At 63.6% G+C, this 8,430-nt stretch carries 5 protein-coding genes and 1 pseudogene; 4 read left to right on the top strand and 2 right to left on the bottom strand.

Annotated elements, in window-relative coordinates; all coding sequences use genetic code 11:
* Positions 1-201: 201 nt before the first annotated feature.
* On the bottom strand, positions 202-1,602 hold the full coding sequence (locus tag ACVOL0_RS10050) for a sigma-54-dependent transcriptional regulator (RefSeq protein WP_481548963.1): 1,401 nt from the start codon (positions 1,600-1,602) through the stop codon (positions 202-204).
* Positions 1,603-1,660: 58 nt separating this feature from the next.
* Positions 1,661-3,286 carry a sensor histidine kinase gene (locus tag ACVOL0_RS10045; protein WP_481548962.1) on the bottom strand — a complete coding sequence of 542 codons (1,626 nt, stop codon included), beginning with the start codon at positions 3,284-3,286 and terminating at the stop codon, positions 1,661-1,663.
* Between the two features lie 261 nt (positions 3,287-3,547).
* On the opposite strand from ACVOL0_RS10045, the gene sucC reads away from it, so the two are divergent.
* The 4 genes and pseudogenes from sucC (at position 3,548) to ACVOL0_RS10025 (ending at position 7,915) form a co-directional block, all read left to right on the top strand.
* A complete protein-coding gene (gene sucC / locus ACVOL0_RS10040; RefSeq protein WP_057629765.1) occupies positions 3,548-4,717 on the top strand; it encodes an ADP-forming succinate--CoA ligase subunit beta in 1,170 nt (389 codons plus the stop codon).
* A 21-nt stretch (positions 4,718-4,738) separates the two neighbouring features.
* Entirely contained in the window at positions 4,739-5,614 is an 876-nt protein-coding gene (gene sucD, locus ACVOL0_RS10035) for a succinate--CoA ligase subunit alpha (protein ID WP_481509135.1), read from the top strand.
* 282 nt (positions 5,615-5,896) lie between these two features.
* Positions 5,897-6,276, top strand: a pseudogene (locus tag ACVOL0_RS10030) (endonuclease domain-containing protein).
* A gap of 1 nt (position 6,277) precedes the next feature.
* Positions 6,278-7,915, top strand: a complete 1,638-nt coding sequence (locus tag ACVOL0_RS10025; RefSeq protein ID WP_481548961.1) for an NAD+ synthase — start codon at positions 6,278-6,280, stop codon at positions 7,913-7,915.
* Positions 7,916-8,430 lie beyond the last annotated feature (515 nt).

The raw sequence follows: 8,430 nt of genomic DNA, 5'->3' as shown, positions 1-8,430 counted from the left end.
CCCCGGGGGGGGGGGGGGCGGGGCCCGCCCGGGGGGGGGGGGGGGGCCCCCCCCCCCCCCCCCCCCCCCCCCGCCCCCCCCCCACTACATGAGGGTTATCGGTAAGGCCCCAGCCGAGCATGGCTCGGCTCTACGGTCAGGATTGCTGGTAAGGCCTCAGCCGAGCATTGCTCGGCTCTACCTGGGTTCTGGGTGCCGGCCTTATTCCATGCCCAGCTTTTTCAGCTTGTAGCGCAGCGCACGGAAGGTGATGCCCAGTTGGGCGGCAGTCTTGGTCTTGTTCCAGCGGTTCTCTTCCAGTGCCTTCTGGATCACCGTGCGCTCCATCTGTTCGATGTAGGAGGGCAGGGCGGAGCTGGCGGGGTCGATATCGACAACGGCTTCTTCGACAGCGACAAGCGGTGTTGGGGCTTCGCTGCTGGGAGCACGCGGCGTTGCGCTTTGCGGCTGCGGCAGACGCAGGTCGCCAGCGTCGATGCGGTCGCTGTCAGCCAGCGCCAGCGAGCGCTCGAGGATGTTCTCAAGTTCGCGTACGTTGCCGGGAAAGGAGTAGGCATCCAGGGCTTCAAGCGCCGAAGCTGCCAGTTGCGGGGGTTTCTGGCCTTGCTGCTGTGCCAGGCGGTTCAAGATGGTGCTGGCCAGCTGTGGCAGGTCGCCGCGGCGTTCGCGCAGCGGTGGTACCCGCAGTTCGATGACGTTGATGCGGTAGTACAGGTCGTGGCGGAAGCGGCCGTCCTGTACCAGCGTACCCAGGTCTTTGTGGGTGGCAGAAAGGATGCGCACGTCCACGGTGACTTCGGTGGCCGCGCCTACCGGGCGTACCGATTTTTCCTGGATCGCGCGTAGCAGCTTGACCTGCATCTGCAATGGCAGTTCGGCCACTTCATCCAGGAACAGGGTGCCGCCGCTGGCGGCCTGGAACAGGCCTGGCTTGTCGGCATGGGCGCCGGTGAAGCTGCCCTTGCGATGGCCGAAGAACTCGCTTTCCATCAATTCACTGGGGATGGCGCCGCAGTTGACCGGAATGAACGGTCCGGCTGCGCGCGCGCCCTGGTCGTGGATGGTGCGGGCGACCAGTTCCTTGCCCACGCCGGATTCACCCAGGATGTAGACCGGGGCCTGGCTGCGGGCGACCTTGCCGATGGTGGCGCGCAGCTCATCCATTGCCGGCGAGCTGCCAAGCAGCCGGGTGGCGCTTTCCGGCGGAGGGGGCGTGCTGGGGCGCGCAGCGTTGTTCAACTCGATGGCGTGTCGGACCAGGCCGCGCAGCACATTGATGTCCACAGGCTTGCTGACGAAATCGAAGGCGCCCGCTTTCAGGGCCTCCACCGCCAGATCCATGCTGCCGAAGGCGGTGATCATCGCTACCGGGGTGGCTGGGTGGTCGCGGGTGATTTCAGTGACCAGCTCGATGCCGTTGCCGTCGGGCAGGCGCATATCGGTCAGACACAGGTCGAAATGATTGCTGGCCAGCAGTTCCCGGGCCTCGGCGAGGTTGGCGGCGGTACTGATCCGCAAGCCCATGCGGCCAAGGGTAAGGACCAGCAGCTCACGGATGTCGCGTTCGTCATCGACGATCAGGGCGCTATGTGTTGCGTTCATGAATGGAACGATAGCCGAGGTAGCGGTATGTCTACAAACGATTGCATCGAAAAACGGTTCATTGGCGCTGACTGCGGGCGAAGGCGGTTTTCGGGATGCTCAGGGTCAGCCGGAAGCAGGCGCCGCCAGCGGGAATGGACACATAGTCCAGCTGGGCCTGGTTGGCCCGGCAAAGCTCACGGGCGATGTACAGGCCCAGCCCGGTGCCGTGTTCGGAGGTGGTGTAGAACGGCCGGAACAGCTGGGTAGCGATGGCATCGGGGATGCCGGGGCCACGGTCCATCACGTCGATGACCGCATTGCGTTCGGCCGAGGCGACGCGGATGCGGATGCGGGCCGGCTCATCGGCCACCCGTCCATACTTGAGGGCGTTGTGGACCAGTGCGGTCAGCACCTGGTGCAGGTGTCGGGGGTCGATCATCGCCATCACCGAGGGCTCGCGGATCACCGCTTCCAGGCTGTCGTTCTCCAGCGACAGGGTCTGCCGATACTCGATGACGAAGCGGCGCACGAACGCGGCCAGGTCGAGGTTCTCGGGATTTGCCCGTTCGCGTCGGGCCAAGGCCAGCACGCTCTCGACGATGCCATTGGTGCGGTGGCACTGCTGATGGATGATCTGCAACAGGCGCCGATCGGCCTCGCCTATGTCCTCGGATTCCTCCAACAGCTGGGTGGCGTAGTTGATGGCTGCCAATGGATTGCGGATCTCATGGGCCAGACTGGCCGAGAAGCGGCCAAGGGTGGACAGGGTCAGTGATTCGGCCCGGCGTGAGACGACGGTGGTGTCGTCCAGGAAGATCAGCGACATGTCGCTGTCGGCCAGCAGGCGCGCGAAGCGCGGTAGTACTTCGGCCTGCTCCGGGGCCAGTTGCAGCGGTTGTTCGTCTTCATGCCAGCCATTGCGCCAGCGTTGCAGGCGCCGCGCCAGTTCAGGCGATGCGATGTTCAAGGCGACGCGTTCGGTAGCCAGTGCCCCCTCCATATCGCCCAGCAGGGCCGTCGCCGCCTCGTTGGCCAAGGTGATCTGGCCATTGGTATCCACTACCAGCACACCGGTACGCATGCGTCGGATGATCAGTTCATTCACTTCGAACAGGTTGGCTACTTCGGCGCCGCGTTGATCGGCCAACTGCTGGGTACGGCGGGAGCGGTTGCCGATCTGGTAGGCGATGAAGGTAAGTGCCAGATAGCTGGTGGCGAACATCGCCAGCTCCGCCAGGGTGCGGGTGTTCTGGCCGCCTTCCAGCATCTGCCAGATGTACTCGGCAATAGTTGCCGCGCAGGCCAGCAGGGCAATCAGCATTGCACGCGACAGCGGCAGCAGCAGGCCAGCGGCAGCGATATTGAACAGCAGCGACATCGAGATGCCGGCGCTGGCCCCGGGCAGGGCATGGCTGAGCAGGGTGGCGGCGGTGATGTCGACCAACAGGCTGCCGAACACGATCGGTTGCAGCCAACGTTCGTTGCGGCCCCAGGCCAGTAGCGCGAGTGCTACCAGCAGATAGAGGATCGTGACGGCTTCCGCCAGCTGCAGCTGGTGCGCCTCGCCAGCGAAGGGCGTCAGCGGGCTGAAGACCAGCGCGGCCAGCAGGGTGGCGATCAGCACCCGGTACAGGGCGAAGAAGTACAGCTCGCGACGCGGGATCGATTCGATGCGGTCGATGAGCGAAGTGCTGGGGGCCAAGCCGGAACTCCTATCCAAGCGTTAACCCGCCAAGTATAGGTGCGCACGGGCTGCTGCACGACACGCGCGCGGCGTCCCCTATTCAGAGGCAAGTTGCTGAAAAATAGCCAGAAAACATGCCGTACTTGGTCATTTGTACAGACTTCTTTGCGCCCCGGCGCTGGCTCGGCCACAATAGTGGGCCCGCCGCAGTCCTTGCCGGCGCCCCCAAGCCGGGGCCCGAGGAGATGTGTGCGGTCGTTCCTATTCCCACGGTGACGCATGAATTTCCACGAGTACCAGTCAAAACAACTGCTTGCCGAATACGGCATCCCGGTCCCGGCCGGCAAGGTCGCTGCGACCCCGGACGAGGCTGTAGCTGCTGCCCAGTCGCTGGGCCAGGGCCCCTGGATGGTCAAGGCTCAGATCCACGCTGGCGGCCGCGGCAAGGCTGGCGGCGTCAAGTTCTGCAAGACCACCGACGACGTGAAGGCGGCTGCGGCCAAGATGCTCGGCACCAAGATGGCTACCTACCAGACCGCAGGCGTCGAGCTGCCGGTCAACCTGGTGCTGGTGACCACCGCCGGTGAGATCGTCAAGGAGCTGTACCTGTCGGTGCTGGTTGACCGTGGCACCAAGACCATCACCTACATCGCTTCTTCGGAAGGCGGCGTGGAGATCGAGCAGGTTGCTGCCGAGACCCCGGAGCTGATCCACTCGCTCAACGTTGATTTCGTTGAAGGCGTGCAGGGTTACCACGGCCGTGATTTCGGCTTCAAACTGGGCCTGACCGCCAAGCAGGCTGGCCAGTTCGCCAGCATCATGGTCAACCTGTACCGCCTGTTCAACGAAAAGGACCTGGCGCTGGTTGAAATCAACCCGCTGGCCATCCTGGACGACGGCAACCTGTACGCGCTGGACGGCAAGTTCGACAGCGACGACAACGCCGCGTTCCGCCAGAAGGCCCTGGTCGCCATGCGCGACAAGACCCAGGAAGACCCGACCGAAGTGATCGCTTCGGAGCTGGACATCAACTACGTCACCATGGACGGCAACATCGGCTGCATGGTCAACGGCGCAGGCCTGGCCATGGCCACCATGGACGTCATCAAGCTCAACGGCGGCGAGCCGGCGAACTTCCTGGACGTGGGCGGCGGTGCCAACAAGCAGCGCGTCATTGAAGCCTTCAAGCTGATCCTGTCCTCGGACAAGGTCGAAGGCATCTTCGTCAACATCTTCGGCGGCATCGTCCGCTGCGACATGATTGCCGAAGGCATCATCGCTGCCGTGAAGGAAGTGGGCGTCAAGGTTCCGGTGGTGGTGCGCCTGGAAGGCACCAACGTGGAAGAAGGCAAGCAGCTGCTGCGTGACAGCGGCATGGCCATCATCCCGGCTGACAACATCAACGATGGCGCCAAGAAGATCGTTGAAGCTGTCAAGAACGCCGCCTGATCCGACACCGAAGGAAATCCAATGTCAGTTTTGATCAACAAGAACACCAAGGTGATCGTGCAGGGCTTTACCGGCCAGCAGGGCACCTTCCACGCCACTCAGATGATCGAGTACGGCACCCAGGTTGTCGGCGGCGTGACCCCGGGCAAGGGTGGTACCACCCACATCGACCTGCCGGTGTTCAACACCGTGGCCGATGCCGTGCAGAGCACTGGCGCCAATGCTTCGGTCATCTACGTGCCGCCGCCGTACGCGGCTGACGCGATCCTGGAAGCCGCTGCTGCCGGCATCAAGGTCATCGTCTGCATCACCGAAGGCATCCCGGTGCTGGACATGCTGCGCGTCAAGAACGTGCTGACCCGTTCGCATCCGGACACCGTGCTGATCGGGCCGAACTGCCCCGGCGTGATCACCCCGGGCGAGTGCAAGATCGGCATCATGCCGGGCCACATCCACATGCCGGGCAAGATCGGCATCGTGTCGCGTTCGGGCACCTTGACCTATGAAGCGGTCAAGCAGACCACGGAAGTGGGCCTGGGCCAGTCGACCTGCATCGGTATCGGCGGCGATCCGATCAACGGCCTGAACTTCGTTGACTGCCTGAAGCTGTTCAACGAAGACCCGCAGACCGAAGGCATCATCATGGTTGGCGAAATCGGCGGCGACGCTGAAGAAGCCGGTGCCGAGTACATCAAGCAGTTCGTGAAGAAGCCGGTTGTCGGCTTCATCGCAGGCGCCTCGGCTCCAGCCGGCAAGCGCATGGGCCACGCTGGTGCGATCGCATCGGGCGGCAAGGGCACGGCTGAGGGCAAGTTCGCAGCGATGGAAGCTGCTGGCGTTGTCACCGTCCGTTCGCCGGGCGACCTGGGCGCTGCCATCGCGAAGCTGGTCAAGTAAGACTGCGCTTCAGTGATTCGAGAGAGGCCACCTTCGGGTGGCCTTTCTTGTTTTTGGGCCTTGGCTCTGCTCCTCGCTGTTGCAGTTGCTTTCCCCTCTCCCGCCTGCGGGAGAGGGGGAGGGGTGAGGGCAAGCTTTTGCCTTTGTCTTTGCCTTCGTCTTCGCTTTCCGCCACCTCCCTGGCAGGGTCAAAAAGCGGAAATCTCTCCATCCAAAAAGCCGTTTCCCCCGATTCCAGCCAACGCTCCGCCAAGCAATCGTCTCCCAACCAAGGAGACTCCCATGCGCGAAGGCAGCAAAACCAACAGCGCCCGTGCCCTGTGCCGGCGCATGACCGATGCCGAACACCGCATCTGGTACTTCCTCAGGGGCGCCACCTGGTCGGCTCCAAGTTCCGGCGGCAACACCCAATCGGGCCGTACGTTGGGGATTTCGTCTGCCTGGCGCACAAGCTGGTGATCGAACTGGATGGCAGCCAGCACGCAACCGATCCCGATGACCTCCGCCGCGATGCCTTCCTGCAACGTAACGGCTACCGCGTGCTGCGCTTCTGGAATAATGAGGCTCTGAGCCACACTGCCGCGGTCCGCGAAAGCATCCTGCGCGCGGCGTTGGCAACACCAAGCCCCCGCAGGGTGCGGGGCCAAGCAGAAGGTTGTTGATATGTCCGAATCGCTACGCATCGCCCTGGCACAGTTCGATTTCCCGGTCGGGGACGTGGACGGCAACGCAGATCGCATCATCGAACTGATGCAGGAGGCGCGTGACGAGTACGGTGCCGATGTGGTGCTGTTCCCGGAACTGGCCGTCAGCGGCTATCCGCCGGAAGACCTGCTGATGCGGCCGGGTTTCCTGCGCAGTTGCGAGCAGGCATTGGCGCGGGTCGCGGCAGAAGTGCAGGGCATCGTCGCCGTGGTGGGCTGGCCACAGAGCGCCGGTGCGGTGGTCTACAACGCCGCCAGCGTGCTGCGCGATGGCGCGATCGCCAACACCTACCGCAAGCGTGAGCTGCCCAACTACGCCGTGTTCGACGAGCGACGTTACTTCGATGTGGATCCGGACGGTGGCAACTGCGTGTTCGAGGTCAATGGCGTGAAGCTGGGACTGGTGATCTGCGAGGACCTGTGGTTCCCCGAGCCGCTGGCTGCCACCGTCAAGGCCGGTGCGGAACTGGTGCTGGTGCCCAACGCATCGCCGTACGAACGTGGCAAGCACGCCCAGCGCGATGCGCTGCTGGCCGAGCGCAGTCGCGAAACCGGCGTCGCCATCGCCTACGTCAACACCGTCGGTGGCCAGGATGCGGTGGTGTTCGATGGCGCGTCGGTCGTGGCCGATGGCGACGGCACCGTGCATCCGGCGGCCGTGGCCTTCACCGAAGAAATGCTGGTGGTCGAGTACAACGTCGCCGCGCGCAGCTTCATGCCGCTGCGCTGGATCGACGATGGCGATGAGAGCATGGATGCATTGGCCTGGCGCGCGGTCACCCGCGGCATCCAGGACTATTGCGGCAAGAACGGCTTCAGCAAGGTCTGGTTGGGCCTGTCAGGTGGCATCGACTCGGCGTTGGTACTGGCGCTGGCGGTGGATGCATTGGGGGCTGACAACGTCACTGCTGTCAGCCTGCCGTCGCGCTATACCGCTGACCTGTCCAATGATCTGGCAGTGGAGCAGTGCCGTGCGCTGGGCGTGAAGCTGGAGACGGTGCCGATCGAACCGGCCTTCCAGGGCCTGATGCAGTCGCTGTCGGCGATGTTTGAAGGCCAGGTGGCGGATGTGACCGAAGAAAACCTGCAGTCGCGCAGTCGTGGCGTGATCCTGATGGCCTTGGCCAACAAGTTTGGTGGACTGCTGCTGACCACCGGCAACAAGAGCGAATACGCGGTGGGTTACGCCACCATCTACGGCGACATGTGCGGTGGCTATGCGCCGTTGAAGGACCTGTACAAGACGGAAGTTTACGGATTGTCCAAGTGGCGCAATACGGTGGGTGGGGCGCCGGTGATTCCGCCTGCGGTGATCGCGCGCGCGCCCTCGGCCGAGCTGCGCGACAACCAGACCGACCAGGACTCGCTGCCTGCCTACGATGTGCTGGATGGCATCCTGTACCGCTACATCGACCAGGAGCAGTCGCGCGAAGACATCGTCAACGCGGGTTATGCGCCAGAAGTGGTGGATCGGGTGCTGAAGCTGGTGCGGATCAGTGAATGGAAGCGGCATCAGGCTGCACCGGGGCCGAAGGTGTCACGGCGCGCTTTTGGCCGCGAGCGCCGCTATCCCATCACCAACGGTTATCGCGGCTGAGCGTTCTGCGGCTGGCAGCTTGTACAGGGAAGGGGCCGAAAGGCCCCTTCAGCTTGTCCGGCGAGGGGCAAGGCGTGGGTTGATCGGCCCAGGCTGCGGTCCCGGCCTCGTATCGTTGGAGCACGCCGGCCGATGGTGGTTGGTCAGCTGAATTGCGCAACCCAACGCGTTTTCGACAAATTCTCTACATGTTGCGAGAGCAGGATGGGGCCACAAGAAAACACCGGTTCATCTCTCTCTTTGCCACCGATGTTGTCGGTGGCATTTTTATTTTTGAGATGGGGGTGATGTTGAGAGGGTGGCAGGAGCTTTGGAGCTGCCGTCACCCCAACCCCTCCCCCGTAAACGGGAGAGGGGCTAGTGCGCTAGCAGTCGACGCCGTGTGAGCCGTCTCCCGGAGGCAGAGGGGGTGTGAGGGCAGGCTTCCAGCAAGCAAGCCCATGCGAAGCCAAAGGAACCAACTTCCAGAGCCCAAAAACAAGAAAGGGGCCCCAAAGGCCCCTTTCCATCACCAC

It is taken from the genome of Stenotrophomonas sp. STEN021 (genome assembly GCF_056760175.1).
Note: the sequence above shows the minus strand (reverse complement) of the source record. Positions and strands in the feature narration are given on the sequence as shown.

Coding starts and splice junctions, on each gene's coding strand:
- ACVOL0_RS10050 (WP_481548963.1), bottom strand. CDS start 1,602: ATGAACGCAACACATAGCGCCCTGATCGTCGATGACGAACGCGACATC.
- sucC (WP_057629765.1), top strand. CDS start 3,548: ATGAATTTCCACGAGTACCAGTCAAAACAACTGCTTGCCGAATACGGC.
- sucD (WP_481509135.1), top strand. CDS start 4,739: ATGTCAGTTTTGATCAACAAGAACACCAAGGTGATCGTGCAGGGCTTT.
- ACVOL0_RS10025 (WP_481548961.1), top strand. CDS start 6,278: ATGTCCGAATCGCTACGCATCGCCCTGGCACAGTTCGATTTCCCGGTC.